28 protein-coding genes are annotated in these 26,316 nt (G+C 69.0%); 14 read left to right on the forward strand and 14 right to left on the reverse strand.

From position 1 onward, the window contains the following. The first annotated feature begins 43 nt into the window (after positions 1 to 43). Entirely contained in the window at positions 44 to 1,324 is a 1,281-nt protein-coding gene (locus ACE37J_RS02195) for an ABC transporter permease (RefSeq protein ID WP_409706334.1), read from the forward strand. Between the two features lie 5 nt (positions 1,325 to 1,329). Beyond that, positions 1,330 to 2,241 carry an ABC transporter permease gene (locus ACE37J_RS02200; RefSeq protein ID WP_409706337.1) on the forward strand — a complete coding sequence of 304 codons (912 nt, stop codon included), beginning with the start codon at positions 1,330 to 1,332 and terminating at the stop codon, positions 2,239 to 2,241. A 6-nt stretch (positions 2,242 to 2,247) separates the two neighbouring features. Here the strand turns inward: ACE37J_RS02200 and ACE37J_RS02205 are convergent, their stop codons facing one another. Next, complete coding sequence (locus tag ACE37J_RS02205) at positions 2,248 to 2,850, reverse strand: transglycosylase SLT domain-containing protein (protein ID WP_409706340.1); 603 nt, start codon at positions 2,848 to 2,850, stop codon at positions 2,248 to 2,250. 66 nt (positions 2,851 to 2,916) lie between these two features. Beyond that, a complete protein-coding gene (locus ACE37J_RS02210) occupies positions 2,917 to 3,792 on the reverse strand; it encodes an AEC family transporter (protein ID WP_409706343.1) in 876 nt (291 codons plus the stop codon). Between the two features lie 97 nt (positions 3,793 to 3,889). Between ACE37J_RS02210 and hspQ the strand changes: the two genes are divergently transcribed. Both hspQ and ACE37J_RS02220 read left to right on the forward strand, forming a co-directional pair. Further along, entirely contained in the window at positions 3,890 to 4,219 is a 330-nt protein-coding gene (hspQ, locus tag ACE37J_RS02215; RefSeq protein WP_409706346.1) for a heat shock protein HspQ, read from the forward strand. Between the two features lie 97 nt (positions 4,220 to 4,316). Continuing rightward, a complete protein-coding gene (locus tag ACE37J_RS02220) occupies positions 4,317 to 6,191 on the forward strand; it encodes an acyl-CoA synthetase (protein WP_409706348.1) in 1,875 nt (624 codons plus the stop codon). 370 nt (positions 6,192 to 6,561) lie between these two features. Here the strand turns inward: ACE37J_RS02220 and ACE37J_RS02225 are convergent, their stop codons facing one another. The 6 genes from ACE37J_RS02225 to ACE37J_RS02250 form a co-directional block, all read right to left on the reverse strand. Further along, entirely contained in the window at positions 6,562 to 7,434 is an 873-nt protein-coding gene (locus ACE37J_RS02225; RefSeq protein ID WP_409706351.1) for a nitrilase family protein, read from the reverse strand. Positions 7,435 to 7,451: 17 nt separating this feature from the next. Then, on the reverse strand, positions 7,452 to 8,147 hold the full coding sequence (locus ACE37J_RS02230) for an ABC transporter ATP-binding protein (RefSeq protein ID WP_409706354.1): 696 nt from the start codon (positions 8,145 to 8,147) through the stop codon (positions 7,452 to 7,454). Continuing rightward, a complete protein-coding gene (locus ACE37J_RS02235) occupies positions 8,140 to 8,874 on the reverse strand; it encodes an ABC transporter ATP-binding protein (RefSeq protein WP_409706357.1) in 735 nt (244 codons plus the stop codon). Before ACE37J_RS02235 ends, ACE37J_RS02230 begins: the two co-directional genes overlap by 8 nt. Beyond that, positions 8,861 to 9,895, reverse strand: coding sequence for a branched-chain amino acid ABC transporter permease (locus ACE37J_RS02240; protein WP_409706360.1), 1,035 nt, complete (start codon positions 9,893 to 9,895; stop codon positions 8,861 to 8,863). Before ACE37J_RS02240 ends, ACE37J_RS02235 begins: the two co-directional genes overlap by 14 nt. A gap of 68 nt (positions 9,896 to 9,963) precedes the next feature. Continuing rightward, complete coding sequence (locus ACE37J_RS02245; protein WP_409706363.1) at positions 9,964 to 11,178, reverse strand: substrate-binding protein; 1,215 nt, start codon at positions 11,176 to 11,178, stop codon at positions 9,964 to 9,966. Between the two features lies 1 nt (position 11,179). Continuing rightward, entirely contained in the window at positions 11,180 to 12,064 is an 885-nt protein-coding gene (locus tag ACE37J_RS02250; RefSeq protein WP_409706366.1) for a branched-chain amino acid ABC transporter permease, read from the reverse strand. 188 nt (positions 12,065 to 12,252) lie between these two features. On the opposite strand from ACE37J_RS02250, the gene ACE37J_RS02255 reads away from it, so the two are divergent. From ACE37J_RS02255 to gph, 10 genes are all read left to right on the forward strand, one after another. Next, positions 12,253 to 12,462, forward strand: coding sequence for a hypothetical protein (locus ACE37J_RS02255; protein ID WP_409706369.1), 210 nt, complete (start codon positions 12,253 to 12,255; stop codon positions 12,460 to 12,462). Beyond that, on the forward strand, positions 12,459 to 13,853 hold the full coding sequence (locus tag ACE37J_RS02260) for an amidase (protein WP_409706371.1): 1,395 nt from the start codon (positions 12,459 to 12,461) through the stop codon (positions 13,851 to 13,853). Before ACE37J_RS02255 ends, ACE37J_RS02260 begins: the two co-directional genes overlap by 4 nt. 94 nt (positions 13,854 to 13,947) lie before the next feature. Continuing rightward, positions 13,948 to 14,592, forward strand: coding sequence for a TetR/AcrR family transcriptional regulator (locus ACE37J_RS02265; protein ID WP_409706374.1), 645 nt, complete (start codon positions 13,948 to 13,950; stop codon positions 14,590 to 14,592). Positions 14,593 to 14,633: 41 nt separating this feature from the next. Continuing rightward, positions 14,634 to 15,692 carry a C4-dicarboxylate TRAP transporter substrate-binding protein gene (locus ACE37J_RS02270; RefSeq protein WP_409706377.1) on the forward strand — a complete coding sequence of 353 codons (1,059 nt, stop codon included), beginning with the start codon at positions 14,634 to 14,636 and terminating at the stop codon, positions 15,690 to 15,692. Positions 15,693 to 15,707: 15 nt separating this feature from the next. After that, entirely contained in the window at positions 15,708 to 16,196 is a 489-nt protein-coding gene (locus ACE37J_RS02275) for a TRAP transporter small permease subunit (RefSeq protein WP_409706380.1), read from the forward strand. After that, positions 16,193 to 17,503, forward strand: a complete 1,311-nt coding sequence (locus ACE37J_RS02280) for a TRAP transporter large permease (protein ID WP_409706383.1) — start codon at positions 16,193 to 16,195, stop codon at positions 17,501 to 17,503. The genes ACE37J_RS02275 and ACE37J_RS02280 overlap by 4 nt, the downstream gene beginning before the upstream one ends. Before the next feature lie 14 nt (positions 17,504 to 17,517). After that, positions 17,518 to 18,294 (forward strand): cyclase family protein, encoded by a 777-nt coding sequence (locus ACE37J_RS02285; RefSeq protein ID WP_409706386.1) that lies wholly within the window; start codon positions 17,518 to 17,520, stop codon positions 18,292 to 18,294. A gap of 1 nt (position 18,295) precedes the next feature. After that, positions 18,296 to 19,186 carry a fumarylacetoacetate hydrolase family protein gene (locus tag ACE37J_RS02290; RefSeq protein ID WP_409706389.1) on the forward strand — a complete coding sequence of 297 codons (891 nt, stop codon included), beginning with the start codon at positions 18,296 to 18,298 and terminating at the stop codon, positions 19,184 to 19,186. A 68-nt stretch (positions 19,187 to 19,254) separates the two neighbouring features. Next, a complete protein-coding gene (rpe, locus tag ACE37J_RS02295; protein ID WP_409706392.1) occupies positions 19,255 to 19,947 on the forward strand; it encodes a ribulose-phosphate 3-epimerase in 693 nt (230 codons plus the stop codon). After that, entirely contained in the window at positions 19,944 to 20,606 is a 663-nt protein-coding gene (gene gph / locus ACE37J_RS02300; RefSeq protein ID WP_409706395.1) for a phosphoglycolate phosphatase, read from the forward strand. The genes rpe and gph overlap by 4 nt, the downstream gene beginning before the upstream one ends. Positions 20,607 to 20,645: 39 nt before the next feature. Here the strand turns inward: gph and ACE37J_RS02305 are convergent, their stop codons facing one another. From ACE37J_RS02305 to ACE37J_RS02330, 6 genes are all read right to left on the reverse strand, one after another. Then, positions 20,646 to 21,095 (reverse strand): hypothetical protein, encoded by a 450-nt coding sequence (locus ACE37J_RS02305; RefSeq protein WP_409706398.1) that lies wholly within the window; start codon positions 21,093 to 21,095, stop codon positions 20,646 to 20,648. A gap of 155 nt (positions 21,096 to 21,250) precedes the next feature. Next, positions 21,251 to 22,075, reverse strand: a complete 825-nt coding sequence (locus ACE37J_RS02310) for a carbohydrate ABC transporter permease (protein WP_409706401.1) — start codon at positions 22,073 to 22,075, stop codon at positions 21,251 to 21,253. After that, complete coding sequence (locus tag ACE37J_RS02315; RefSeq protein ID WP_409706403.1) at positions 22,065 to 23,000, reverse strand: carbohydrate ABC transporter permease; 936 nt, start codon at positions 22,998 to 23,000, stop codon at positions 22,065 to 22,067. Before ACE37J_RS02315 ends, ACE37J_RS02310 begins: the two co-directional genes overlap by 11 nt. Positions 23,001 to 23,046: 46 nt before the next feature. Further along, positions 23,047 to 24,339, reverse strand: a complete 1,293-nt coding sequence (locus ACE37J_RS02320) for an ABC transporter substrate-binding protein (RefSeq protein ID WP_409706406.1) — start codon at positions 24,337 to 24,339, stop codon at positions 23,047 to 23,049. A 22-nt stretch (positions 24,340 to 24,361) separates the two neighbouring features. Then, positions 24,362 to 25,213, reverse strand: coding sequence for a metallophosphoesterase family protein (locus ACE37J_RS02325; RefSeq protein WP_409706409.1), 852 nt, complete (start codon positions 25,211 to 25,213; stop codon positions 24,362 to 24,364). After that, on the reverse strand, positions 25,210 to 26,307 hold the full coding sequence (locus ACE37J_RS02330) for an ABC transporter ATP-binding protein (RefSeq protein ID WP_409706412.1): 1,098 nt from the start codon (positions 26,305 to 26,307) through the stop codon (positions 25,210 to 25,212). Before ACE37J_RS02330 ends, ACE37J_RS02325 begins: the two co-directional genes overlap by 4 nt. Positions 26,308 to 26,316: the final 9 nt, after the last annotated feature.

A 26,316-nucleotide genomic window follows, 5' to 3' on the forward strand; every position in this document is an offset into this window, starting at 1 on the left:
CGGGGCGCCGCGGCGCCCCGCCTGCACCTGAGCGGAGGGCGGCATGGCGGACATCGCTGACACGGGCATGGCGTCGGCCCCGGCGCGCGCCGAGACGCTGAAGACGGCGGACGGAACACCGCTGAAGGCGGCGCTGGCCCATGCGGCGAAGCGGGCGCGGCGGCGCGCCTTCCTCCTCGTCGCGCCGCTCCTCGCCTTCGTGGTGCTGACCTTCGTCGCCCCGATCGGGCAGATGCTCTATCGCTCCGTCGCGAATGACGGGTTCTCCGCCAACATGCCCAATCTCGTGCGCTGGTTCGCCGAGAACCCGGAGACGGAGCCGGACGAGAGCGCCTACGCCGCGCTCGCCGCCGACCTCGCCCTCGCGGCGGAGGCGCGGACCATCGGCGTCGTCGGCACGCGCATCAACTATGACGTTTCGGGCACCCGCTCGCTCTTCACCTCGGCGGGGCGGCGCGCCGGAAGGCTGGAGGCGCCCTATCGCGAGGCCTTGCTGGAGCTCGACGAGGAATGGGGCTCGCCCGCGCTCTGGAGCGCGATGCGCGCGGCTTCGGCGGCGCATACTCCCAATTTCTACATCGCCGCGCTCGACCGGCAGGTGGACCCGGAGGAAGGGATCGTCAGCGTCCCCGACGACCAGCGCATCTACATGCCGCTCTTCTGGCGGACGATGATGATCTCCGCGGTGATCGCCGGGATCTGCCTCCTGCTCGGCTTTCCGGTCGCGCATCTGCTGGCGACGCTGCCGATGCGCATCTCCAACCTGTTGATGATCCTCGTCCTCCTGCCGTTCTGGACCTCTCTCCTCGTGCGGACGACGAGCTGGATGGTGCTGCTGCAATCCGAGGGCGTGGTGAACGACGTGCTGGTCTCGTTCGGCGTCGTGGCCGACGATGCGCGCATCCAGATGATGTACAACCAGACCGGCACGATCGTCGCGATGACGCATATCCTGCTGCCGTTCATGATCCTGCCGCTCTATTCCGTGATGCGGACGATCCCGCCCTCCTATGTGCGCGCGGCGCGCTCGCTCGGCGCGAACAACTGGACGGCGTTCTGGCGGGTCTACGTGCCGCAGACCGTGCCTGGGATCGGCGCGGGGGTGCTGCTCGTCTTCATTCTCGCCGTGGGCTACTACATCACGCCGGCGCTGGTGGGCGGCTCCTCGGGCCAGCTCTTCTCCAACATGATCGCCTTCCACATGACGCGGTCGCTCAACTGGTCGATGGCGGCGGCGCTGGCGGCGCTGCTGCTCGGGGCGATCCTCCTTCTCTATTGGCTCTATGACCGGCTGATCGGCATAGACAACATGAAATTCGGGTGACGGCGATGGCGCTTCCCTCCTATGCCGGCCCGCTGGAGCGCGCCTGGTACTATGGCTTCCGGGTGATCTGCGGGTTGATCTTCTTCTTCCTGATGGCGCCGATCATCATCATCATCCCGCTTTCCTTCAATGCGGAGCCCTATTTCAGCTTCACGGAGAAGATGCTCTCGCTCGACCCGGAGGGCTATTCGCTCCGCTGGTACGACCTGCTCCTCACCTTCGGGATGCTGGCGCCGGAGGCGCCGCGGGACGCGGCCTGGTGGGCGGACGCGTGGGAGAATTCGGCGTGGATCCGGGCGGCGAAGAACTCGATCATCATCGGGGTGGCCTCCACCATCCTCGCCACGGCGCTCGGCACGCTCGCCGCGCTCGGCCTCTCGCGGCCGGAAATGCCCTATCGGCGGGCGATCATGGCGATCCTCATCTCGCCGATGATCGTGCCGATCATCATCACCGCGACGGGGCTCTTCTTCTTCTACTCGGCGACCGGGCTCGCGGGCTCATATGCCGGCGTGATCCTGGCCCATGCGACGCTCGGCATACCCTTCGTCATCATCACGGTGACGGCGACGCTGGTGGGCTTCGACCATTCGCTGACGCGGGCGGGGGCGAGCCTTGGCGCCTCGCCGCAGACGATCTTCTTCAAGATCACGCTGCCGCTGATCCTCCCCGGCGTGATCTCCGGCGCGCTCTTCGCCTTCATCACCTCGTTCGACGAGGTGGTGGTGGTGCTCTTCGTCGCGGCGCATGACCAGCAGACGATCCCGCGGCAGATGTGGAACGGGATCCGGGAGCAGATCTCCCCCGCCATCCTCTCGGTGGCGACGATCCTCGTGATCTTCTCCATCGCGCTGCTGACGACGGTGGAGCTGCTGCGCCGCCGGTCGGAGCGGCTGCGGGGCCTCAGCCCGGGCTGAGGCGGCTCAGGCGAGCCGCCCGCCGCAGCTGCGGAGCTGCGCGCGATAGGCGTCCGCCTGCCGCGCGACCTGGCTCGCGGCGTTCATCAGCCAGCCCTTCTGCCGCCAGTTCCCGCGGCGAAAGCCGGTATGGCCCTCGTGATAGGCGAGATATTGGTGATAGGCGTCATGCTTGGCGAGGCCGTTCAGCCGCTCCGTCATGTGAAGATACCAGCCGACGAAATCCGCCGCGTCCTCGAAATCCTCCCGGCTCGCCCAGCTTGCGCCCGTCTCCTGCCGGTACCAGTCCCATGTCCCGTCCAGCGCCTGCGGGTAGCCGTAGGCGGAGCTGACATGGCCCGTGGGGATCAGGCCGAAGGCCGCGTAGGTCTTCGGCGGCCGCGCATCGTGGCGGAAGCTGGATTCGCGCCAGATGATCGCCAGCACCAGCTCCGGCGGCGCGCCCCAGCGACGCTCCGCCTTGCGGAGGGCGGGGCCCCAGTCGTCATCATGCTCGAGGATCGCGCAGGCGTCCGCCTGGTTGCGCGGCGGACCGTCGGGCGTGGAGGAACAGGCGGCCAGCGCAAGCGCCGCCGCCGCCCAGATAAGGGCGCATCGCGTCTGTCTCATGTCTCGGGCCTGCTCACAGCCTCAATTATGCCGCAAAGGTAACACGGAAGCGGCCGCCCGCCAATCTCAGAGAAGAAAGGCGAGCGTCAGCGGCACGAAGGCGACGGAGAGCGCCGTGGAGACGACGACGAGCCCGGCCACTTCCTCCGGCGAGGCCTCGTATTTCGCCGCGATGAGATAGTTCGTCACCGGCGCCGGCATGATCGCCTGCAGAACGAGGATGGCGAAGGCGAGATCGGGCAAGGCGAGCGCCTGGCCGACCCCGAAAGCGACGGCGAGCGCGGCCGGATAGCGGAGGCAGGCGATCAGCGCCGCGCGCGCCAGCGAGGCGGCGCGGATGCGGCTGATCGAGACGCCGAGCGTGAGGATCATCAGCGGAATGCCCATCTGCCCGATGAGCGCGACCGCGTTGTCGAGGAAGCCCGGCGGCTTCAGTCCGAGCGAAGCGGCGCCGACGCCGAGAAGGGCGGCCCAGACCATCGGCTGCCGCACGGCCTCCCCCGCTCCGCCCTTCCCGGCGACGAAGGAGACGCCGATGGAGAATTGCAGCGCCACCATGATCGCGAAGAGCACGATGGCGAGCGCCAGCCCCTCCGCCCCGAAGGCGTAGAAGGCGACCGGGAGCCCGAGATTGCCGGCGTTGTTCATCACCGTCGGCGGGAGAAAGACGCGCAGCGGCAGCCCGGCGAGCCGGAGGGCGGCGGCGAAGAGAACGGCGCAGAGCCCGTAGAAAAGCAGCGTCGCCGCGATCATCTGGCCGAAGGCCTCGGCCCCGATCTCGGCCCGCACCAGGGTCGAGAAGATGAGGCAGGGCATGGCCAGCCCGGTGCCGAGGCGCGTCACGAAGGCGATGTCGTAGGGCAGGCCGCGCCGCGCCCAGCCGAGCCCGACCATCGCGAGGATGAAGACGGGCGCCACGATCTCGAAAACCTGTCCGACCACCCGCGACCCCCGCGGCTCCACGTCGCCCGCCTATGGAAACTTTCTTAGGAGGGCTATACTATTCAGGTGCGAACGCAAGCGGGGCGAATCGACGGGCATGATACGGGCGTCGGCGAAATTCAGGATCGGCCAGGTGGTGCAGCATCGCATCCACCCGTTCCGCGGCGTCATCTTCGACGTGGACCCGATCTTCTCCAATACCGAGGAATGGTGGAACTCCATCCCGGAGGAGAACCGCCCGCGGAAGGACCAGCCCTTCTACCATCTCTTCGCGGAGAACGAGACGAGCTATTACGTCGCCTATGTCTCCGAGCAGAACCTGCTGCCCGACGAATCCGGCGAGCCGGTGGAGCATCCCGAGGTCGGGGAGATGTTCGGCGGGCTCGAGGGCGGGCAGTACGAGGTCGAGCCGAGCTACCGGCACTGAGCTTTTCCACGATTCTTATCTTGCAGCGCACGCTGACGATGCACATTAATATTACCCGACAGAAGGCGCAAAACAGGCGCCGGGGGAGGAGATTTTCATGGCCTACGCTTCGCTCGCCGACAAGGCGGCATTCGAGACCGAGCCTTTCGGCGGACGCCTTGCGGTCAACAACGTCTTCGAGCTGCTGACCGAGACGGCGGGGAAATACGGGGCGCGGCCGGCGCTCAGCTTCCAGATCAAGAGCGGCGAGAAGGACAAGGCGGAGACGCTCACCTGGTCCAGCCTCCACGCGCGCACGGCGCAGGCGGCGAACCTCTTCCGCGATCTCGGCGTCGGGCCGAAGGATGTGGTCGCCTATCTCCTGCCCAACGCCAACGAGACGGCGATCGCGCTGCTCGGCGGGATGACGGCGGGGATCGTGAACCCGATCAACCCGCTGCTGGAGGCGGAGCAGATCGGGCAGATCCTGCACGAGACGAACGCGAAGGTGCTCGTCACCCTCGCGCCCTTCCCGAAGACGGATGTGCCGCAGAAGGCGGCGCAGGCGCTCGCCCATGCGCCGAACGTGAAGCATGTGCTGACGGTCGACCTGAAGCGCTACCTCACGCCGCCGCTCTCCCTCATCGTGCCGCTGATCCGCCCGAAGGTCGCCTGGCCTGCGGGCGTGAAGGTGGCGGATTTCAACGCGGAGACGAGCAAGCGGCGGGAGACGCTCTCCTTCCCCAACGAGGCGACGCGGGAGACGATCTGCGCCTATTTCCACACCGGCGGCACGACGGGGATGCCGAAGGTCGCGCAGCACAACCACGGCGGCGCGCTCTACAATGGCTGGGTCGGCGAGGCGGTGCTGGCGACGGCGGATGACGTGCTTCTTTGCCCGCTGCCGATGTTCCATGTCTTCGCGGCCTATCCCGTCCTCCTCTCCTGCTGCACTTCGGGCGCGCATATGGTGATGCCGACGCCGCAGGGCTTCCGCGGCGAGGGGGTGTTCGACAATTTCTGGAAGCTGGTGGAGCGCTGGGGCGTCACCTTCATGATCATGGTGCCGACGGCGGCGGCGGCGCTGATGCAGCGGCCCGTGAACGCGGACATCTCGACGCTGAAGAGCGCGTTCTGCGGCTCCGCCCCGCTGCCGCAGGAATTGTTCCGGCAGTTCGTAAAGGCGACGAACGTCAACATCCTCGAAGGCTACGGCATGACGGAGGCGACCTGCGTCGTCTCCGGCAACCCGCCGCACGGGGAGAAGAAGATCGGCTCCGTCGGCATCCCCTTCCCCTATACGGACGTGAAGATCCTCCACTGCGCGGATGACGGGACGATCCTGAAGGAGATGGCGCCGAACGAGATCGGGGAGATCTGCGTGCTGAACCCCGGCACCTTCCCCGGCTATACCGAGGCGAAGCGGAACGAGGGGCTCTTCGCCACCGGCGGCTATCTCCGCACCGGGGACCTCGGCAAGTTCGACGATGACGGCTATCTCTGGATCACTGGCCGCGCGAAGGACCTCATCATCCGCGGCGGGCACAACATCGACCCGGCGATCATCGAGGAGGCGCTGATCGCGCATCCCGCCGTCGCCTTCGTCGGCGCCATCGGCCAGCCGGACGCCTATGCCGGCGAGGTGCCCTGCGCCTATGTCGAGCTGATGCAGGGCGCCTCCGTGACGGGGGAGGAGCTGCTGGCCTATGCGGCGGAGCACATCACCGAACAGGCGGCGATGCCGAAATATGTCGAGGTGATGGGCGAACTGCCGAAGACGGCGGTCGGCAAGGTCTTCAAGCCCGACCTCCGCCGCGCCGCGATCTCCCGCATCTACGCCGCCGCGCTGAAGAAGGCGGGGGTTGAGGCGAAGATCGTGGACGTGGTGGATTCGAAGCAGACCGGCCTCACCGCCATCGTCTCCGGCGGGGACGACGCCAAGGTCACCGAGGCGCTGGGGCCCTTCCCCCGGCCCTGGGCGCGGGCGGCCTGACGGGGGCGGCCGGGCGCCTGCTCACAGTGAGCAGGCAGGTCATCCCGTTGAGATCGTTGGGTTATCAGGAAAAACCGCAGAAAAGGCGCGGGCGCGGTTTGGCGGGTTTCGCCCTTCCCCCCGATCCCCCCTCCTGCCGGGAGGGGGGATGGTGAGGCGACCGGGCGCTCACGGCCTGCCGCTCTTTCCGAAAAGGCTGGCGCGATGACCGATCCTTTTGCCTTGGCGACAAGTGCGACGCCGTTCGCGCGCCTGTGCTCTCACCTCGGTCGGCTCTCCCGTCCGCCTGCGTCCCACGCGGTATGCGGGGCGGACGGCGAAGCGGGAGGCGCCGGACCCTTGAGGCTCCGGGGCTGAAGGAGGGCGCGCCTCAGCGCCAGCCGATCCGGGCGTCGGAGCCCAGCATCTCGCCGTAGAGATCGGTTCGCCGGTCCCTCAGCACCTGGTTGTATTCGTTCCAGTTGCGCTTGCGACGCGCGTCCGAGAGGTTGAGGTCGGCGTAGACGATCACCTCCTCCGTCGCGCCCGCGGGGCCGCCGATGGGCCAGCCCGTGTAGCTGACGATCAGGCTCTGGCCGTTGAAGGGCTGGCCGCGCTCCGTGCCCACCCGGTCCGCCGCGGCGATGAAGATCGAGTTGGAATGGGCGGCGGCCATGCAGAGGATGTTGGCCATCGCCTCCCGCTTCGGGTCCTGCCCCGGGATCGGCACCCAGTTCGTCGGCACGCAGACGATGTCCGCCCCCTGCAGCGCCATGAGGCGGTAGCTTTCGGGGAACCAGCCATCATAGCAGATGCACATGCCGATCCGGCCGAGGGGCGTGGCGAAGACGGGGAAGCCGAGATCGCCGGGCTCGAAGAAGAGCGCCTCGGCGTTCCAGAGATGCGCCTTCCGGAAGGTTCCCACATGCCCTTCCGGCCCAACCAGGACGGAGGAATTGAAGAGCCTCGCGCCCTCCCGCTCCGCGATCCCGGCCACGATCCAGACGCCCAGCCGCGCCGCGGCCCCGGCCCAGGCGGAGACGGTCTCGCCGCCGGGGATTTCCTCGGCGAGGGAGAAGGCCTCCTCCCGAGTCTCGAAGACATAGCCGGAATTGGCCAGTTCCGGCAGGACGATCAGCTTCGCGCCCTCGCCCGCGGCCTCTTCGATGAATTCGAGGGAGCGGGCGACGTTGCGCGCCTTCTCGCCCACGACCGGCTCCATCTGGACGCAGGCGACGCGGATTTCGGCTTCGGCTCTCGGCATTGTCCCCTCCCGGCGCGTCAGGGCGCCAGATAGCGCTTCAACAGCGGGTCGACGGCGATCTCCGCCGACGGCCCTTCCATCGCGACGCGGCCCCGCTCCATCACCACGGCGCGCGCGGAGACGCGGAGCGCAAGCTCGACATGCTGCTCCACGATCACGAGGGCGATCTCCTTCGCGAGGAGGGTCAGACGGTCCGCAATCTCCTCGATCACGCCGATCCAGACGCCTTCCGTTGGCTCGTCCAGCATCAGGAGCTTCGGCTTGCCGAGGATGGCGCGGCCGATGGCGAGCATCTTCCGCTCCCCGCCCGAAAGCGTGCCGGCCTGCTGCGAGAGGCGGGCGCCGAGCTTCGGGAAGAAGTCTATCGCCTCGTCATAGCCCTTCGAGCCGGAGGCGACGGCGCCGAGCATCAGGTTTTCCCGCACGGTCAGCGAGCCGAAGACGGCATGCTCCTGCGGGACGTAACCGAGGCCGCGGCGCACGCGGCGCTCCGTCCCCTCGCCGGCGCAATCCGCGCCGTCGAAGGCGATGCGCCCCTCCCAGGGGGAAAGCTCCCCGGCGAGGGTCTTGAGCAGGGTGGTCTTGCCGGCGCCGTTGCGGCCGAGCACGGCGAGCCCGCCCTGCGCCGGCGCGATGAAGCTCATGCCGAACAGCACCTGGCTGCGGGCATAGCCCGAGGTCAGCCCTTCGACGGAGAGGATCGGCTCAGACACGGGTGGTGTAGACCTCCTGCACCTTCGTGGACGCCTCGATCTCCGCCACCGTCCCGTCGTCGAGCACGCGCCCGTTGTCGAGGACGGTCAGCCGGTCGCAGATGTCTTTGATGAAGTCGAGGTCGTGCTCGACGATGACGAGGGCGCAATGCGCCTTGATCGGCATGAGAAGCTCGCCGGTTGCGCGCCGCTCCTCCGGGCTCATGCCGCCGGTGGGCTCGTCGAGGAGGAGGAGGCGCGGCTTGTTGGTGAGCGCCATCGCGATTTCCAGCCATTGCTGCTGGCCGTGGGAAAGCTCGCCCGCGAGATCGTCCGCCCGGTCCGCGAGGCCGAAGCGCTCGAGCGCGTCCATCGTCTCGTCATGCAGTTCGCCGCGGCTGCGGGAGCGGAGGAGGCCCCAGATCGACCCGCGGGACTGCGAGGCGAGGAGCACGTTGTCATAGACGGAAAGCTGCGGCAGCACCGCGGTGATCTGGAACTTGAGCGAGAGCCCGGCGCGGGCGCGCATCGGCGGCGGCTCGCGCGTGATGTCCCGCCCGCCGAAGGAGATGGTCCCTTCGTCCGGGAAATGAACGCCGGCGATGGCCTTGAGGAGGGTGGACTTGCCGGAGCCGTTCGGGCCGATCAGGCCATGGAAGCTGTTCGCCTCCACGCTTACGTCCACCCCGCCGAGCGCCTTCAGCCCCCGGAAGGTCTTGGCGACGCCGCGAACCTCAAGGAGCGCCATCGCCGCCCCCTTTCCGTTTCTTCCGCGCGCCGATGCCGAAGGAGCCGATCCGCTCCCGCTCCGAAAGGATGACGCCGAGGAGGCCGGTGGGCCGCCAGACCACGACGATCAGCATGATGAAGCCGAGGATCACCGGCCAGTAGGGTTTCAGCGCGTTGATGTCCGAGAGGATGAACGCCATCGTCTCGATCGCGGCGACGCCGAAGATCGGGCCGAGGAGCGTGCCGATGCCGCCGAAGAGGCCGTAGAGCACGGCGTAGGTCGAAAGGCCGATGCCCATGCTCGCCGGGCCGATGAAGCCTTCGTGGAAGGCGTAGAGCCCGCCGGAGAGGCCGGCGATCATGCCGGCGAAGGCGAAGATCAGCGCCTTGAAGACCTGCACGCGGTAGCCGAAATAGGCCAGCCGCTCCTCGTTCTGCCGCATCCCCGCCAGCACCAGCCCGAATTGCGAGCGCACGATCCAGCGGCTGCCGAGATAGGCGAGGATGAGGAAGAGGAGGATGAAGTAGTAGAACCAGACGCCCGGCTCGATCTCCAGCCCCGCCACCCGCGCGAATTCCCAGATCGACATGCCGTTCGCCGCGCCGACCCATTGCCATCCGGCGACGAGCCGCTCCGCCGCATAGGATGCGGTGAGCGTGCCGAGGGCGACGAAGATCACCGTCGGCGTCCGCTTGCCGAGGAGGAGGAACCAGCCGACGAGGAGCGCGGCGACGAGGCCGGTGGCCATCGAGGCCGGAATGATGAGCAGGAGCTCCACCACCCCCGCCTTGTTGGCTAGGAGCGCGGCGACATAGCCGGCCACGCCGAAGTAGAGCGCCTGCCCGAAGGTCATGATGCCGGAATAGCCCCAGCAGAGGTCGAAGCTGATCGCGAGGATCGCGAGGATAAGCATGCGCGAGGCGATGATCGTCTGGAAATCCGAGGTGACGTGCGGCACGGCGACGAGCGCGGCGAGGAGCGCGATCTCGATGATCGGGATGATGCGCAGCCGGCGCCGCGGCGTCTCGTCTCTGGCCATGTCGCGCTTTCGCAGGGGGAGGTCCCAGGGGGAGGCGGGCGCAGGGGCTGCGCCCGCCCGGGTTCAGGTCAGGCGCATTCCTGCGGCGGAACCGCGCTTTCGGAGGAGATGATCTCCCATTTCCCGCCGACGGACTGGGCGATGTACATGTTCATCTCGACATGGCCCGTCCCGGCGATGACCTTGGCGGGGCCGCCCGGCCCTTCCGTGATGGCGGCCGAGTTCATCGCCTCGGAGACGGCGTCCCGCGCCAGATCCCCGTTCGTCGCGATCACGGCCTGCTCGTAGAGCTTGATGCCGCGATACATGCCGGAAGAGGCGGAGCCGGCGGTGAAGAGATAGGGCGTGCCGGGCCACATGGCGTTGTAACCGTCGATCAGCGCCTTCGTCGTCGGGTCGTCGATCGTGTGGAACATGTCGAGGCAGGAATAGACGCCTTCAAGCTCCCGCGGGGCGACGTAGTTCACCGTGTTCTCGTCGAAATAGACGCAGGTCTGGCCGCCCTTGTCATAGTAGCCGGCCTCGAAGAGCTGCTTCTGGAACGCCTGGAGCCCCGGCGGGATCACGGTGTTGAAGATGTGGTCCACATTCTCCGACATGATGCGGGAGATGGTGGCGGAGTATTCGAGTTGGTCGAGCGGGAAGTAATCCTCCATCACGACTTCGCCGCCATTCTCCTCGATCACCTTGCGCGCCCACTTGTTAAGGAGCTGCGGCCAGATGTAGTTGGCGGAGGGCATGGCGAAGCGCTTGAAGCCCTTTTCCTTGATGAGATAGGGGATGAGGCGCGCGCATTGCTGCGCCGGGGTCGGCCCGGTGCAGAAGAGATGCGGGGTGCATTCCTGCCCCTCGTAGAGCTGCGGATAGATGTAGAGCGTGCGCCCGCGCTGGGTGATCGGGTTCTTGATCGCCTCGCGCATGGCGGAGGTGATGCCGCCGAGCACGACGTCCACCTCGCTCTGCTGGATCAGGCGGCGGACATTGCCGACGGCGACGCCCGGGTCGGAGGCGGTATCCTCCAGGAAAAGCTCGATGGGCCGGCCGAGAATGCCGCCCGCGTCGTTGATCGCCTTCACGGCGAACTGCGCCGTCTGCCAGTTGGCGTTGCCGGAGGGGGCGATGGCGCCGGTGATGTCCGTCGCGATGCCGACCTTGATGGCCCCGGCCTGCGCGTTCGCCCAGTCGGGCCGCAGCACCCAGCCGCCCGCGCCCGCGGTCCAGCCCGCCGCGGCGAGCGCGGCCCCCCCGCGGAGAAATCCGCGCCGTGTCGTCGGATTCGTCATGTCACCGTCTCCCTGAGTTGATGAGGCCGTTCGGCCTGAATTTTACGATCACCAGAGCCGTCACGAACACCAGAACCTCGGCCACGACGGGGGTGACGGCGCCCCCGACGCCCGGAATCTCCCGCAGCCACTGGAAGCCCGGCACCATCGAGCCGATCATCGCCGCGCCCAGAAGCGGCCCCTCGAAGGAGCCGACGCCGCCGAGCATGACCGAGAGGAAGGCCTGCACGAGGAAGCGGACGCCGAGATCGGCGGAGAGCGAGAAGAGCGGCACCATCAGCGCCCCGGCGAGCCCCGCGAGCGCGGCGCCGAGCGCGAAGGTCAGCGCATAGAGCCTGTCGGTCGAGACGCCGGAGGCGCGGGCGAGCGCCGGGTTTTCCAGCGCGCCGCGGATCTGGAGCCCGGTCGCGCTCCGCGTCAGGAAAAGCCAGGCGGCGAGCATGACGCCGATCGTCGAGACGATGATGACCGTCCGCCAGATCGAGAAATTGAGCCCGCCGACGGAGAAGGCGCCCGGAATCGGCTCCTCGATCGCGTAATACTGCCCGCCGATCAGCCCGCGCACGATTTCCCGGATGATGAGGCCGATGGCGTAGGTCGCCAGCATGGCGATGATCGGCTGGGCGTAGAGGCGGCGAATCACGCTTCGCTCCACCGCCGCGCCGAAGGCGCCGACGATGAACGGGGCGACAAGCATGCCGAGCCAGATCGGCAGCCCCCATTCGCGGAAGAGATAGACGGTGTAGGCCCCGAGCAGCACGAACTCGCCGTGGCCGAGATTGAAGATGCCCATGAGGCTGGCGATGACGGCGAGGCCGGAGACCACGAGAATCATGATGGAGGCGAAGGCGGCTATGTCGAAGGCCAGCTTCACGACGTCATCCACGGCCTGCGCTCCTTTTCTCGGATGGGCTCAAGGATTTCCCTTGTCCGGACAAAAACACGGCCTTTACACTTCGGCAAGCACCTCCTTGCGCTCAAAGTGCGGAATGTCCACAAATTCGGTGCGGCGGAAACGCACATGAGAGTGAGCAGGGTGATGCGGAAATCGAAACACTCTTTCCGGAGGTCGAGATGACGAACGAAACCCCGCCGCCCATTGCGCCGGAGGACATGCCGGCGCTGGCGAAGCCCGCGCGCCTTTCCCTGGCGCCCGGAAGGCCCGAGATCGTGGCCGGGGCGCTTACGGGCATGCTCGCGAATTTCGACCTGCTCGATGCGGTCGATGTCGGCGAGACGGCGCCCACCAATTCCTTCGACCCCCGCTGGAGGGACGCGAAATGACCGATCTCGCCGATCTGCCGCTCCGCGCCGTCGCCGCGAAGATCGCCGCGAAGGAGGTCTCCCCCGTCGAGGTGACGGAAGCCTGCCTCGCCCGCGCGGCCGAGACGGAGCCGAAGCTCTCCTCCTTCTCGCTCCTGATGGCGGAGAGCGCGCGCGCCGAGGCGAAGGCGGCGGAGGCCGAAATCCTCGCCGGCGGCTACAGGGGCGAGCTTCACGGGATTCCGGTGGGCATCAAGGAACTCTACGACGTGGCGGGGACGCCCACGACGTCGAGCTCCAACGTCCGGGAGACCTGGGTGGCGGAGACGGACAGCGCCTCCGTCGTCGCGCTGCGCGAGGCGGGCGCCGTGATCCTCGGCAAGACGCATACGCATGAATTCGCCTATGGCATCGTCACCCCGCGCTCCCGCAACCCCTGGGGGGAGGACCATATCCCCGGCGGCTCCTCCGGCGGCTCCGGCGCCTCGGTGGCGGCGGGCTCGACCTACATGTCGATGGGGTCGGACACCGGCGGCTCGATCCGGATTCCCGCCGCGGTCTGCGGCGTCGTCGGGCTGAAGCCGACCTTCGGCCGCTGCTCCCGCGCCGGGGTCACCTCGCTCGCCTGGTCGCTCGACCATGTGGGCCCGCTCGCCCGCACGGTGGCGGATGCGGCGGTGAGCCTCAACGCGCTGCAGGGCTATGACCCGCGGGACCCGGGGAGCGTGGACGTGCCGAAGGAGGATTTCACGGCCGCGCTCGGCAAGGACGTGAAGGGGATGCGGATCGGCGTGCCGAAGAACTACTATTTCGACCGCGTGGAGCCGGGCGTGGACAGCGCCGTCCGCTCCGCCATCGCGCGGCTGGAGGCGGAGGGGGCGATTCTCTCCGAGGTCACGATTCCCTATGCCGACCAGATCATGGCGATGGAATTCGCGATCTGCCTGCCGGAGGCGAGCGCCTATCACCGGACGATGCTGCGGGAGAGCGCGCATCTCTACGAGGAGGATGTGCGCACCTTCCTCGAGGCGGGGGAGTTCGTGCCGGCGACGACCTATATCCAGGCGCTGCGCGTGCGGCGGCTGATGCAGGCGGAACTGGCGAAGGTGTTCGAGGGGATCGACATCCTCCTCGCGCCCGCGGTTCCGGCGGCGGCGGCGCGGGCGGGGGCGGAGGTTCTGGACTGGGGGAACGGCGTGGAGGAGCCGCTCGCCTCCGTCTATGTCCGGCTCTCGGCGCCGGCGAACCTCACCGGCCTTCCCTCAATCGCCACGCCCTGCGGCTTCAACGAGGAGGGGTTGCCGGTCGCCTTCCAGGCCATCGCCCGGCCCTTCGGCGAGGCGACGGCGATCCGGCTCTGCGACGCCTGGCAGCGGATGACGGACTTCCACGAGCAGCGCCCGCCGCGGTGACGCGCTCCCGGCGGCGGCCCTCTGGTCGCCGCCGGCCCCTGCGGATGCGCGGAAATCGATTGACTGTTCGACCAGTCAGGGTCACGCTCCGCCCATGACCGAAGCCGCGAGAGCATCCGAGACGCCCGACGCGAGAGAGCGCATCCTCGATGCGGCGGAGCAGGATTTCGCGCTGCACGGCTTCGCCGGGGCGGGGATGAAATCCGTCGCCGCGGCGGCGGAGGTGGCGCAGGGGCTGATCCATTATCATTTCGGCGCGAAGGAGCGGCTCTACGAGGCCGTGATCGAGCGGCGCGCGGCGATCATCAACGCCGGCCGCATCGCACGGCTGGAGGCGGCGGAGGCGGAGGGGCTGACGCTCCGCGCCGTCTTCCGCGCCTTCTTCGCCCCGCCGCTCGGCCCCGAGGGCGGGGGCGCCGCATATGCCCGCATCTTCGCGACGCTCGGCGCCGGACTCGACCGCGACCGGGCGCTTGTCGCCCGCTGCTATGACGAGACGGCGCGCCGCTTCATCGCCGCGATCCGCCGGGCCGAGCCTCGCGCGGGGGAGGCGGAGGCGGCCTGGGCCTATATCCTCGCGCTCGGCGCGCTCATCACCGTTATCGGGCGGGACGGGCGGCTCGAACGGCTTTCCGCAGGCGCCGCGACGACCGAACCGGTGGCGGACACCGTGGAGCGGCTCGCCGCCTTCGCGGAAGGCGGGCTCCTCGGCCTGATCGGAGGCGCCGGCCGCGACTGAACGGACTGAAAAAAGAACAGACGACCCAAGGGAGTGAAACGATGAAAAGACCGAGCCTCGCGGCCCTCGCCGCCGCAACCCTCCTGACCGCAGGCGCCGCCTCGGCGGAGAGCTTCAGCGCCACCATCGCCGCCGGCCATCCGCCCGTCTTCCGCTGGGTGAAGATGCTCTCCGAGGTCTTCATCCCCGTCGCGACGGAGGAGATGAAGAAGGCCGGGCACGAGATCGCCTTCACCGAGCAATATGGCGGCGCCATCGCCGGGGTGGGCGAGGAGCTGGAGGCCATCGAGGCGGGGCTCGCGGAGCTCGGCACTTGCCAGGCGCTGTTCGACCCGGCGAAGCTCGGGCCGCAGAACGTCACCTATTACACGCCCTTCGTGAGCGCTGACGCGCGCGCCGTCCTCTCCGCCGTCCACGGCCTCCATCGCAATGAGCCGCGGATGCGGGAGGCCTATGCCGAGAACGGCGTCGTCTATGTCGGCGCGCCCATCGCCATCGACGACTATCTCCTGATGACGAACTTCCCGGTCGGGTCGATGGCCGACCTTCAGGGCCGGAAGATCGCCGCGCCGGGCGCTGCGATCAACTGGCTCTCGGGGACGGGCGCGGTGGGCGTCGCGGGGAACCTCACCACCTATTACAACGAGATCAAGGCCGGGGTTTATGACGGCGTGCTCGTCTTCGCCTCCGCCGCGCTGCCCGGCAAGCTCTTCGAGGTGGCGCCTTACGTCACGAAGCTCGGCCTCGGCGCGCAATATGCCGGCGCCGTCTGCGCCAACGAGGCGTGGTGGGAGAGCCTGCCGCCGGAGGCGCAGGCCGCGCTCATGACGGCCGCGGACGCGACGCAGGCCTGGTACATGGACGCGCTCGACGCGGCGGTGACGGCCGCCTTCGCCGGCATGGAGGCGGGCGGCGCGAAGATCGCCGAAGCCTCGCCCGAGATGCGCGCCGCCTGGGCGGCGGGCATGGACAATGCGGCGAAGACCTGGGCCGCCGGGCTCGACGGGCAGGGCAAGCCCGGCTCGCTGATCCTCTCCGCCTATATGGACGCGATGCGCGCCGCCGGCGCCGAGCCGCTGCGCGACTGGGACAAGGAGTAAGCGGGGCCGGGACGGATGCTCCGGCTCCTCGACCGGGCGACCGAGGCGCTGAACGTCCTCGGCTCGCTCCTCATCCTCGCCCTTACGCTCCTCGTCGGGGTCGACGTTCTGGGGCGGAACCTCGCCGGCGCGCCGCTCGCCGGCGTGCCGGAGATGGTGACGCTCTCCATCGTCGCCATCGTCTTCCTGCAGGCGCCGGCGGCGCTGCGGGCGGGGCGGTTCACGCGGTCGGACGGATTGATCGAGGCGCTCTCCCGGCGCGCGCCGGGAGCGGCGAAGGCGCTGGAGACGGTCTTTGACCTTGCGGGAATCGCCATCCTCTCGGTCATCCTGACGGCTACATGGCCGCTCTTCCTCCGCTCATGGACGCGGGGGGACTTCATCGGCGCGGTGGGGGATTTCACCGCGCCGACATGGCCGGTGAAGGCGACGATCCTGATCGGCTCCGCGCTCCTGATCCTCCAGTTCCTCGCGCGCATCCTCCGCCGCTGGGGCGCGCGGTGACGCCGTTCGAGATCGGGCTCCTCGCGCTCGGCGCGATGGGGCTTCTCGTGATGCTGGGGATGCATGTGCCGATCGCGCTCATGCTCTGCTCCTTCGGCGGGGTCTGGGCGATCAAGGGCTCGCCCGACCTTGCGGCGAAGCTGATGGCGCTGGCGGCGAATGATGCGATCTCCTCCTATTTCTTCGGGGTCGTGCCGCTTTTCGTGCTGATGGGCTTTCTCGTCTCGGAAGCGGGCTTCGGGCGGGACGCCTTCCTCGTCGCCAATTCCGCCTTCCGGCGGGTGAAGGGCGGGCTCGGCGTCGGCGCCGTCGGGGCGAGCGCGATCTTCGCGGCGATCACGGGCATCTCCATCGCCTCCGCCGCCGTCTTCACCAAGATCGCCGTGCCGGAGATGCGGCGGCATGGCTACACGGCGCGCTTCTCCGTCGGCATCGTCGCGGGCGCCTCGGTGCTCGGCATGCTGATCCCGCCCTCGCTCCTCCTCATCCTCTACGGCATCCTGACGGAGCAGAGCATCGGCGACCTCTTCATCGCCGGGATCGGGCCGGGATTGCTCCTCGCCGTGATGTTCGGGATTGGCGTCATCCTCCTCGCGACCTTCGCGCCGGGCTTCGCCGGGCGGACGGAGCAGGGCGGGCCGGGGCTGCCGCCGGGGGAGATGCTGGCGCGGGCGGCGCCGCTCGCGGGGCTCATCCTCCTCGTCCTCGGCGGCATCTATGGCGGGTTCTTCACGCCGGTCGAGGCGGGGGCGATGGGCGCGCTCGGCGCGCTCCTCCTCGGCGCGGCGATGGGGCGGCTGACGCTCCGCGGCCTCTGGCGCGTGCTGGTGGAGACCGGATTGGTGACGGCGGCGGTCTGCTTCCTCATCATCGCGGCGCAGACCTATTCGCGGATGCTCGCCTTCTCCGGCCTTCCCGCCGGGCTCGGCGCCTTCGCGGCGGAGGCCGATCTCGGCTTCTGGGGGCTCATGCTGGCCTATGTCGGCGTGGTGATCCTTCTGGGCATGATCCTCGATTCCGCCTCCATCATGCTGATCCTCGTGCCGCTGATGATCCCGGTCGTGCAACCGATGGGGATCGACCTCATCTGGTTCGGCATCGTCACCGTCATCGCGGTGGAGATCGGGCTGCTGACGCCGCCCTTCGGCATTTCCGTCTTCGTCGTGAAGTCGACGCTGAACGACCCGACCGTGCCGCTCGGCGAGATCTTCAAGGGCGCGGCGCCCTTCGCGCTCATCATGCTCGCCGCGCTCCTCCTCATCATCGCCTTTCCCCCCATCGCGACCGGCCTCCTCCCCGGACGCTGAAGACAGGAGCCGCCATGCCCCGCCGCCTGATCGACATTTCCGTCGCGCTCGAAGCCGACATCGCCTCCGACCCGCCGATCATGCTGCCGGAGATCACGTATCACCGGCATGCGGACACCGCGGCGCAGGTCGCGAGCTTCTTCCCCGGCCTGAAGAAGGAGGACCTGCCGGGCGGGGAGGGATGGGCGGTGGAGACGCTGCGCATCTCCACCCATAACGGCACGCATCTCGACGCGCCCTATCACCATCACTCGACGATGAGCGGCGGGGAGCGGGCGCTGACCATCGACGAGGTGCCGCTCGACTGGTGCCTCAACCCCGGCGTGAAGCTCGACTTCCGGGACCGGCCTGACGGTTACGTCGTCTCAGCCGCCGAGGTTGAGGCGGAGCTGAGGCGGATCGGGCATGAGCTCCGCCCGCTCGACATCGTGCTCGTGAACACGGCGGCGGGCGCGCGCTACGGCCAGCCGGATTATGTGATGACGGGCTGCGGCATGGGGCGGGAGGCGACGCTCTACCTGCTCGAACGCGGCGTGCGCGTGACGGGGACGGACGCATGGTCCTGGGACGCACCCTTCATCCACACCGCGAGGCGCTGGATGGAGACGCACGACCCGGCGATCATATGGGAGGGGCACCGCGCCTCCATGGAGATCGGCTATTGCCACATGGAGAAGCTTTCGAGCCTCGAAAGCCTGCCGCCGAGCGGCTTCACGGTCAGCTGCTTCCCGGTGAAGATCAAGGGCGCCTCCGCGGGCTTCACCCGCGCCGTCGCCATTCTGGAGGACTGAGATGAAGCTCGGAACGGTGGAACACGGGGGCCGCGCGATCCCGGTCGCGGTGCGGGATGCGGCGACGGTCGTGGACCTTTCGCCCGATTTCGCGGACATGGTCGCGCTGGTGGAGGCGGGGCCGGAAGGGCTCGAAGCGGCGCGGACGCGGCTCGCCTCCGGGCCGGGACTCGCTCTTTCGGACTGCCGGGTGCGCTGCCCGATCCGGCCGGTGCAGTATCGGGACTGCCTCGTCTTCGAGGAGCATCTGGTGAATTGCGGCGTCGTCTTCGAGGCGGCGACGGGGCGGAAGATGGAGGTGCCGCCGGTCTGGTATCGCCAGCCGATCTATTACAAGGGCAACCGCCTCTCCTTCATCGGCGACGGGGAGGAGATCATCTGGCCGAACTACGCCGAACATCTGGATATCGAGCTCGAACTCGCCATCGTCGTCGGCAGGACGGGGAAGGACATCTCGAAGGAGGCCGCGCCGGACCATATCTTCGGCTACACGATCCTCAACGACGTCTCCGCCCGCGACGCGCAGATGGCGGAGATGGCGGGTCAGCTCGGCCCGGCCAAGGGCAAGGATTTCGACACCGGGAACATCCTCGGCCCCTGGATCGTGACGGCGGACGAGATCCCCCACCCCGCCGCGCTCCGCATGGAGGCGCGGGTGAACGGGGCGCGCTGGGGCGGCGGGACGAGCGCGGCCATGCACCATGATTTCGCGGCGATCCTCGCGCATATCTCCATGTCGGAGACGATCCATGCCGGGGAGGTGATCGGCTCCGGCACGGTCGGCACCGGCTGCGGGCTGGAGACGGGGCGGCGGCTCGCGCCGGGGGACCGGATCGAGCTGGAGATCGAGCGGATCGGCGTCCTCTCCAACCGGATCGTCCGGCCGGGTTGAGCGGCGCTGGACGCGGGGGCCGCCGGGGGGTAACGGGGGCGCGCCGCCAGCCAGAGGAAGGCCGCCGCATGAGCTTCGACCGCCGGATCAGGATCGCCCCCTCCATCCTCGCCGCCGATTTCGCGGATTTCGGCGCGGAATGCCGCGCGGTGGAGGCGGAAGGGGCGGACTGGGTGCATGTCGACGTGATGGACGGGCATTTCGTGCCCAACATCACCTTCGGCCCGCAGATGGTTAAGGCGCTCCGCCCGCATGTCCGGACGGTGATGGACGTGCACCTGATGATCGCCCCGGTGGACGCGTATCTGGCGGCCTTCGCGGAGGCGGGGGCGGATGTCATCACCGCCCATGTCGAGGCGGGCCCGCATCTCGACCGCACCCTTCAGGCGATCCGCGACCTTGGCGCGAAGGCCGGCGTCGCGCTCAACCCGGCGACGCCGCCCGAGGCGATCGCCTGGGTGCTGGACCGGGTGGACCTCGTCTGCGTGATGACGGTCAACCCGGGCTTCGGCGGGCAGGGCTTCATCCATCCGATGGTCCCGAAGATCAGGCGGCTCAGGGAGATGATCGGCGACCGGCCGATCCATATCGAGATCGACGGCGGGGTTACGGCGGAGACGGCGCCCGTGGTCGCCGCGGCGGGGGCGGATGTGCTCGTTGCGGGCTCCGCCGTCTTCAAGGGCGGATCGGCGGCGAAGCCGGCGGCTTACGGGGCCAATATCCGCGCGATCCGCGAAGCGGCGGAAGCGGCGCGTTCGTGAGCGCGCCCCGCATCGTCGTCTTCGACCTCGACGGCACGCTGATCGACAGCGCGCCGGACATCGCGGCGGCGGCCAACGTTATGTTGCGGGAGATCGGGCGGGAGGCGCTGCCGCTTCCGCGCATCGTCTCCTTCGTCGGGAACGGCGTGCCGAAGCTGGTGGAGCGCTGCCTCGACGCGACGGGCGGGCGGGACGAGGCGGGGTTCCGCGCCGCGCTCGCGATCTTCCGCCGGGCCTATGATTCCGATCCGGCGACGCTGACGCGGCCCTATCCCGGCGCGCCGGAGATGCTGGAGGCGCTCGCCGGGGCGGGCTTCGCCCTCGGCATCTGCACCAACAAGCCGGAGGCGCCGGCCCGCACGATCCTCGACGCGCTCGGCCTCGCGGGCCGGTTCGGCGCGGTCGTCGGCGGCGATACGCTGCCGGTGACGAAGCCGGACCCTGCGCCGCTCCGCGAGGCGATCACCCGCCTCGGCGGCGGCGCGGCGCTCTTCGTCGGCGACAGCGAGACGGACGAGGCGACGGCGAAGGCCGCCGGGCTCCCCTTCCTCTTCTTCACCGGCGGCTATCGGAAGAAGCCGGCGGAGGCCTTCGCGGCGGATTTCGCCTTCGACCGGTTCGAGGCGCTCGCCGCGCATCTGGCGGCGAGGCGGGGCTGAGCGCGGCGGCCGTGGAGGGCGGCGCCGCCGCGCCCGGCTTCAGAACATCGAGTCATAATTCTCGGCGGTGATGATGTTCCCGTCCACGATCACGTCGTCGGCGGCGGTGGAAGAGCTGGACGGGGGATATTTCTTGTGTGCGTAGTCGTCGTACTCGGGAAAGATCGGGATCGAGCCTTCGGTCTCGCCGTCGTCGCGGCCAGCCGTGAAGTCCATGTCAGGCTCCTCGACCGCGGCGGCCTCCCGCACCTTCTGGACGGCGGGGAGGAGAAGGCCGATCTGGACGGCGCCGTCATCCTCGGGGATGGCGAAATCGTCGATGGGCTCCTCGACCGCCGCGGCCTCGCGGACCTTCTGGACGGCGGGCAGAAGAAGGCCGATCTGCGTCCCGCCGCCTTCGTCGATCTTGAAGTCGAACCGGTCGGCGCTCTCGGCCGAACCGCCCGTCTGATAGCTGCTGATGAGGACGTCATCGAGACGGATAATCATGTTGTTTCCTTTCTGGCTTCACACCGGCGGACTATGCGCCGCTCGACGAGAGACACATGGGCCGCCCCGGTTCGGGTCGAAAGGGTCCGGGATTCCGGGGTTTGAGATAGGTCACTCGCGGTGATCTTTCTCACAAGGACGGCGAAGCGCCGGCCTCAGCGGATGCCGGAGCGCATGAAGCTGTCGATCACCTGCCGGTGGAGCACGAGATAGAGTGCGAGGATCGGCAGGCTCGCCATCGTCGCCGCGGCCATGAGCGGCCCCCAGTCGTTCCCCTCCTGCGTCATGAAGAACTGGAGCCCGATCTGGACGACGGAGGCCTCCATCCGCCGGATGAGGAGCAGCGGCCAGAAATATTCGTTCCAGGCGGAGATGAAGGCCAGCACGCCGAGCGAGGCGAGCGGCGCGCGGAGATTGGGGACGATCACCTCCACGAGGATGCGGAGGCTCCCCGCCCCGTCCATCCGCGCCGCCTCCACGATCTCCTTCGGGAAGGAGCGGAGCGCGTTGACCATGAGGAGCACGGCGAAGGCCGCGGCGGCGTTCGGGATCACGAGGCCGGCGAGGCTGTCCAGCATCCCGAGCCGCGTCGCCAGCACATAGTTCGGGATCATCACCACCTGGAACGGCACGAGCCAGGAAAGGGCGATCAGCAGCTGCGCCGTCCGCGCCCCCCGGAAGCGCCAGAAGACGAGGGCGTAGGCGGCGAGGAGCCCGCTCGCCGCCTGCGCCGCGGCCGTCAGCGCCGCCATCGCGAAGGTGTTCCAGAGGATGCGCGGCATCGGCAAGGCCTCGAGCGCGGCGCGGTAATTCTCCAGCGTCGGGGCGGCGGGGAAGAGGGCGGTGGAGAACACCTCCCCCTCCGGCCGCAGCGAGGTCGCGATCATCCACCAAAGCGGAAAGATCGCGAGGAGCGAGAGCAGGATCATCGCCCCGTGCACGGCGAGGCGGAAGGCGGGGGAGCCGCGCTCACCGGTCATGGACGGCGTATTTCCGCATGAGCCGCAGGCATCCGAGCGCGGCGAGGCCGAAGACGGCGAAGGTCAGCACCCCCGCCGCCGCGCTCCAGCCGGCCGACATCGTCTTGAACCCGTATTCCCACATCAGGAAGAAGACGTTGGTCGTGGAGCGGAGCGGCCCCCCGCCCGTCAGCGCGTTGATGTAGACGAAGGACCATTGCGCGCCGAAGAGCACCGTCATCATCGAGAGAAGGAGGATCGTCGGCGAGAGGAGCGGCAGGCGGATGTCCCGCACGATCCGCCAGCGGCTCGCCCCGTCCATCCGCGCCGCCTCGATGTAGCTAGCCGGAATCGCGGCGTTTGCAGCCGAGAGGAGGAGCGTGGAGAAGCCGATGAGCTTCCAGCCCGTGATCCAGACGAGCGTCCAGAGCGCGACGTCGGGGTCGCTCAGGAACCCGATCCGGGCGAAGCCGAGCGCCGAGAGCCCGGCGTTTACGAGGCCGTGATCCTCGTTCAGCAGCCAGCGCCAGAGCACGGCGGCGACGATGGGCGCGACGATCATGGGGAGGAAGACGAGCGTGCGGTAGAGGTTCCTGAGCGGCCCGGAAAGGTCCTGCGTCAGGATCGCGATGGCGAGCGGGGCCAGCACCGAGAGCGGGAAGAGGCCGAGAATGTAGAGGAGCGTGTTGGAGACGGCGCGCCCCATGTCGGGCAGCGTCACGAGGTTGGCGTAATTGTCGAGCCCGACCCAGCGCGGCTCCGAATGGGGCAACATGTTCCATTGCTGGAGGGAGAGGCCGAAGGCGCCGATGAGGGGCGCCCAGGTCCAGACCACCACGATCAGCAGCGCCGGCGCGAGATAGAGCCAGGGCTCCCAGAGCTTCATGCCGAAGAGCGGCAGCCGGACGAGGCTGCGCCGGGCGGCGGGGATCGCGGCTTCGGTCATGGGCGCTCCGGCAACGGGGGCGGCGCAGGCCGCCCCCGGTTCAGGCTCAGTTTGAGGGCATCAGCGGCTGGCCGCGCTCCTGCGCCGCCTTCAGCGTCTCCACCGGGTCGCCGGAGCCGAACACCGCCTCCGTCATCGCCTCCTTCATCATGTTCTCCACCTGCCGGTAGTTCGGGCCGGGGAAGGCGATGTTGGGGGTGAGCCGGTCAAGCTGCGCGAGGTTCGGCTTGATCATCGGGTTCGCCTCCACCCAGTCCTTCAGCCATTTCGGGTCCTCCACCATGCCGGGGCGGAGGGGGAGGTAGCCGATCTTCGTCGTGATCTCGTTGTAGGCGTATTCGGAGGTGAGGAACTTCATCAGCTCCCATGCCGCGCGCTGCTTCTCCGGCGCCTTCGAAAAGAGGAAGAGCGCGGAGCCGGAATTGGTCGGCGCGGTCGGCTTCTCTCCGAAGGCGGGCATCGGGGCGACGCGCAGCTCGAAATTGCCCTCCGCCGCCTTGATGAGCCGGTTCTGCACCGCGCTCGTCCAGAGGAACATGCCGAGATTGCCGGACTGGAACGTGTCGAGATGGGCGCCGACGTCGATCCGCGCATGGGCGCCGCTGTCCATCAGGTCCCGCAGCATGGCGACCGCCCCGGCCGCCGCCGGGTCCGCGAAGGTGAGCGTGTTGCCGTCCCGCACCTTGCCGCCGTTGGACATGACGATGGCCTGATAGACGAAGGTGCCGTCGATCGGCCCGTAGGCGCCGGGGAAGAAGCCGTGCTTGCCGGTCGCCTTGGCGATGGCGAGCCCGGCGTCCTTCACCTCTTCCCAGGTCCGCGGCGGCTGGTCCGGGTCGAGCCCGGCGGCGCGGAAGAGATCGGCGTTGTAGAACATCACCGGGGTCGAGAAGACATAGGCGAGGCCATAGGTCTTGCCCTCCACCGCGCCGAGCGCGAGCCCGTTCGGGACCATGCCGACGGAATGGGCGGCGAGCTCCGCGCCCGCGAGGTCCTCCAGCGGCTCCGCGCCGAGCTCTTTCGCGGCGTAGATCAGGTCCCGGAACACGAGCTGCGCGAGGTCGGGCTGCATCCCCGCCACCATGTCGGCCTGCACGCGGGAGAGGACTTCGTTGGAGGGCGCGGCGATGGGCTCGACCGTCACGAGCGGGTTGCGCCGCATGAACTCCTCGATCAGCCCGAGCGTCGCCTCCCGCCCGAGCCCGGCGGAAGCGAGGTTGTAGTTGTAGAAGGTGATCGTCACCGGCTCCGTGATCGCCTCCGCCATCTCGGCGGCGGCGATTTGCGGCGCGGCCAGCGCGGCGAGGAGGCCGGCGGCGAGGAGATGTCGCTTCAGCATGGTTGGTCCTTTCCTTGAGAGGTCAGCCGGCCCGCGCGAAGGCGGCGCCGTCGCGGGCGAGCGCCCGCTCCCGGAGTTCGGCGAGGGGGTAGTTGGCGAGTTCCGCCCTGTCCTGCGGCAGCGGGACGACGGCGAGGGTGAGGCCCGAGGGGCGGATCGTCCCGATCCCGAAGCCGGCGCCGCGGACCATGCGGAGCCGGTCCGCGGCGAGGATGTCCGTCGCCGCATGGAGACCGGTGCCGACGATCACGGGCACGCCGCGCCAGAGCGAGAAGCGGTCATGGTGGATATGGCCGGAGAGGATTCCGACGACGCCCCGCCCCTCGATCAGGTCGCCGAGCCGCGCCGACTGCTCCGGCGGCAGGGCGCGCCAGGGCGTATCGTCCGCCACGCCGGCGAGGTTCGGCGGATGATGCGCGACGATCAGCTTCGGCAGACCGGGATGGGCGGCGAGCCGTTCTTCCAGCCAGCCGAATTGCGCCTCGTCCAGCGCGCCGCCGATGGCGCCCGGAACCGAGGTGTCGAGCGCGATGACGTGCACGCCGGCATGGACGGCGTCATGGTCGAGCGGGGCGGAGGAGGCGCTTCCCGTCATCGCCTCGTGGAACCCTTCCCGCGTGTCGTGGTTGCCGAGCGCCCAGATCACGGGCAGCCCTGTCCGCGCCATCTCCGCCGCGAGGACGCGGAAGCTCTCCGCGTCCCCGGCGTTCGTGAGGTCGCCCGAGGCCACGATGAAATCCGGCGCCGGCGCGATCCGCGCGATTTCCGCCAGCGCGGCGCGGAGCGTCGTCAGCGTGTCGCTGTGCAGGTGCGGGTCGTCCGGCCGGCCGATATGGATGTCGGTCAGGTGGACGAAGACCGGGTCTCTCGTCATTGGGTCTCACTCTCGGTTGCGACGGGTTCGGGTTCGGCCCGCGCGCCGTCCTCCGCCCGGAAGGCGTGGACATGGGCGGCGGGGATGCGGACGGCGAAGGGCGCGGAAGGCGCCGCCTCGCCTGCCCGGCGGATCAGCGTCACCGCCTCGCCGCCCGGCGCGCGGGCGTGGATGTGAAGCTCGGCGCCCATGTCCTCTGCGAGGTCGGGCGTGAAACGCGGGCCGGGGCCCGACGGGTCCGCCGCGATGTCCTGCGGCCTCACCCCGAGTTCGAGCGCCGCGCCTTCGGGAAGACGCCAGCGCGCGCCGGGGCAGGGCTCCCAGCCCCCGGCGGCGCGGGCCCGCCCCTCCCGGTCGATCCGGGCGGGGAAGAAGATCATCGGCGGCGTGCCGACGAAGCCGGCGACGAAGCGGGAGGCGGGGCGGCGCCAGACCTCGCCGGGTGCGCCGGCCTGCCGGATTCGCCCGCCCTCCATCACCACCAGCCGGTCCGCCATCGTCATCGCCTCGAGCTGGTCATGGGTGACGAAGATCGAGGTCGCGCCGAGCGCCCGGTGGAGCCGCTTGATCTCCAGCCGCATCTGGAGCCGGAGCCGCGCGTCGAGATTCGAGAGCGGCTCGTCGAAGAGGAAGACGCGCGGCCGGCGGACCATGGCCCGCCCCATCGCCACGCGCTGCCGCTGCCCGCCGGAAAGCTGGTGCGGCCGCCGCTCCAGCAGCGGCTCCAGTTCCAGCATCGCGGCGACTTCCCGCACCCGCGCCTCCCGCTCCGCGCGCGGGACGCCGGCGACCTTCAGCGCGTAGCCGATATTTCCAGCGACACTCATGTGCGGATAGAGCGCGTAGTTCTGGAACACCATCGCGCAGCCGCGCCGCCCGGGCGGGACGCCCTCCATCGGCTCCCCGTCTATGGAGATCGTCCCGGCGCCCTGCTCTTCCAGCCCGGCGATCATGCGCAGAAGGGTGGACTTGCCGCAGCCCGAAGGGCCGAGGATGACGACGAAATCCCCGGACGCGATGGAGAGATCGACGTCGCTGACGACGGCGGGGCCGCCGAAATCCTTGCTCAAGCCCTCGATGCGGATTCCGGCCATGCGTTCCCT

The organism is Pikeienuella sp. (assembly GCF_046290545.1).
Taxonomy (GTDB): Bacteria; Pseudomonadota; Alphaproteobacteria; order Rhodobacterales; family Rhodobacteraceae; genus Pikeienuella.

Excerpts from the sequence above, each read along its gene's own strand:
- ACE37J_RS02320 (WP_409706406.1), bottom strand. The coding sequence starts at position 24,339 with ATGCTGAAGCGACATCTCCTCGCCGCCGGCCTCCTCGCCGCGCTGGCC.
- ACE37J_RS02290 (WP_409706389.1), top strand. The coding sequence starts at position 18,296 with ATGAAGCTCGGAACGGTGGAACACGGGGGCCGCGCGATCCCGGTCGCG.
- ACE37J_RS02305 (WP_409706398.1), bottom strand. The coding sequence starts at position 21,095 with ATGATTATCCGTCTCGATGACGTCCTCATCAGCAGCTATCAGACGGGC.
- ACE37J_RS02225 (WP_409706351.1), bottom strand. The coding sequence starts at position 7,434 with ATGCCGAGAGCCGAAGCCGAAATCCGCGTCGCCTGCGTCCAGATGGAG.
- ACE37J_RS02270 (WP_409706377.1), top strand. The coding sequence starts at position 14,634 with ATGAAAAGACCGAGCCTCGCGGCCCTCGCCGCCGCAACCCTCCTGACC.
- ACE37J_RS02235 (WP_409706357.1), bottom strand. The coding sequence starts at position 8,874 with ATGGCGCTCCTTGAGGTTCGCGGCGTCGCCAAGACCTTCCGGGGGCTG.
- ACE37J_RS02315 (WP_409706403.1), bottom strand. The coding sequence starts at position 23,000 with ATGACCGAAGCCGCGATCCCCGCCGCCCGGCGCAGCCTCGTCCGGCTG.
- hspQ (WP_409706346.1), top strand. The coding sequence starts at position 3,890 with ATGATACGGGCGTCGGCGAAATTCAGGATCGGCCAGGTGGTGCAGCAT.
- ACE37J_RS02240 (WP_409706360.1), bottom strand. The coding sequence starts at position 9,895 with ATGGCCAGAGACGAGACGCCGCGGCGCCGGCTGCGCATCATCCCGATC.
- ACE37J_RS02245 (WP_409706363.1), bottom strand. The coding sequence starts at position 11,178 with ATGACGAATCCGACGACACGGCGCGGATTTCTCCGCGGGGGGGCCGCG.
- ACE37J_RS02255 (WP_409706369.1), top strand. The coding sequence starts at position 12,253 with ATGACGAACGAAACCCCGCCGCCCATTGCGCCGGAGGACATGCCGGCG.
- ACE37J_RS02325 (WP_409706409.1), bottom strand. The coding sequence starts at position 25,213 with ATGACGAGAGACCCGGTCTTCGTCCACCTGACCGACATCCATATCGGC.
- ACE37J_RS02205 (WP_409706340.1), bottom strand. The coding sequence starts at position 2,850 with ATGAGACAGACGCGATGCGCCCTTATCTGGGCGGCGGCGGCGCTTGCG.
- ACE37J_RS02285 (WP_409706386.1), top strand. The coding sequence starts at position 17,518 with ATGCCCCGCCGCCTGATCGACATTTCCGTCGCGCTCGAAGCCGACATC.
- ACE37J_RS02310 (WP_409706401.1), bottom strand. The coding sequence starts at position 22,075 with ATGACCGGTGAGCGCGGCTCCCCCGCCTTCCGCCTCGCCGTGCACGGG.
- rpe (WP_409706392.1), top strand. The coding sequence starts at position 19,255 with ATGAGCTTCGACCGCCGGATCAGGATCGCCCCCTCCATCCTCGCCGCC.
- ACE37J_RS02330 (WP_409706412.1), bottom strand. The coding sequence starts at position 26,307 with ATGGCCGGAATCCGCATCGAGGGCTTGAGCAAGGATTTCGGCGGCCCC.
- ACE37J_RS02200 (WP_409706337.1), top strand. The coding sequence starts at position 1,330 with ATGGCGCTTCCCTCCTATGCCGGCCCGCTGGAGCGCGCCTGGTACTAT.
- ACE37J_RS02265 (WP_409706374.1), top strand. The coding sequence starts at position 13,948 with ATGACCGAAGCCGCGAGAGCATCCGAGACGCCCGACGCGAGAGAGCGC.
- ACE37J_RS02275 (WP_409706380.1), top strand. The coding sequence starts at position 15,708 with ATGCTCCGGCTCCTCGACCGGGCGACCGAGGCGCTGAACGTCCTCGGC.
- ACE37J_RS02195 (WP_409706334.1), top strand. The coding sequence starts at position 44 with ATGGCGGACATCGCTGACACGGGCATGGCGTCGGCCCCGGCGCGCGCC.
- ACE37J_RS02260 (WP_409706371.1), top strand. The coding sequence starts at position 12,459 with ATGACCGATCTCGCCGATCTGCCGCTCCGCGCCGTCGCCGCGAAGATC.
- ACE37J_RS02220 (WP_409706348.1), top strand. The coding sequence starts at position 4,317 with ATGGCCTACGCTTCGCTCGCCGACAAGGCGGCATTCGAGACCGAGCCT.